The sequence below is a fragment of the Neisseria sp. P0021.S007 genome, from assembly GCF_051956855.1.
Genome location: NZ_JBQCXA010000531.1, coordinates 1 through 689, shown reverse-complemented (window position 1 = coordinate 689; position 689 = coordinate 1). Strand labels below are relative to the sequence as shown.

Genomic DNA, 689 nt, shown 5'->3' with positions numbered 1-689 from the left:
TGCGTCATGTCCGACACCGATATTGCGGAAAGACACCACTCCGCGTATGCCCGTACCGACGGCTTTGGCAAAAGCCTCTTTGGCGGCAAAACGTTTGGCAAGATAGTTGACCGGTTTGCCTGCCTGCGGAAATTCCAACAGCTCTTCCGGGCTGAGAATGCGTTGCGCAAATGCCAGTCCGAATTTTTTGTTCAGGCGGATAATGCGTTTGAGGGAAACAATGTCTGTACCGATTCCATAAATCATGGGTCTGCTCCTTGTTTAAATAGTCAGGCCGTCTGAAAGTGTGAATACAGGCCAAAGCAAACCGCTTTAGCCTGTATGGCTGATGCCGTTAAGGCAGCATTCTGGCTCTGAACATGACTTCCTTCATTTGGCGGACAGCTTCAGGCAGGCCGAGGAAGAGTGCTTGGGAAATCAGCGAATGGCCGATGTTCAGCTCGCGGATGGCGAGAATTTGAGCAATCGGCGTAACATTGTGAATGGTCAGGCCGTGTCCGGCGTTAACGACCAAACCCAAATCGCTGGCGTAATGCGCGCCGTTTTGAATGCGCTCGAATTGTTTTATTTGCTCGGCGTGGCTGTGCGCATCGGCATATGCGCCGGTGTGCAACTCGATAACGGGCGCGCCGACATCATAAGCGGCTTGGATTTGCGCGTTGTCGGCATCGATAAACAAGGACACGCGG

General features: G+C 52.8%; 2 protein-coding genes. Both read right to left on the bottom strand.

The window, feature by feature from the left end:
- The coding region (gene acpS / locus ACTHUR_RS14435) for a holo-ACP synthase (RefSeq protein WP_440399260.1) at positions 1–246 on the bottom strand (246 nt) is incomplete at its 3' end.
- Between the two features lie 88 nt (positions 247–334).
- Positions 335–689, bottom strand: a 355-nt coding sequence (locus tag ACTHUR_RS14430; RefSeq protein WP_440399258.1) for a pyridoxine 5'-phosphate synthase, incomplete at its 5' end; no start/stop codon positions are given.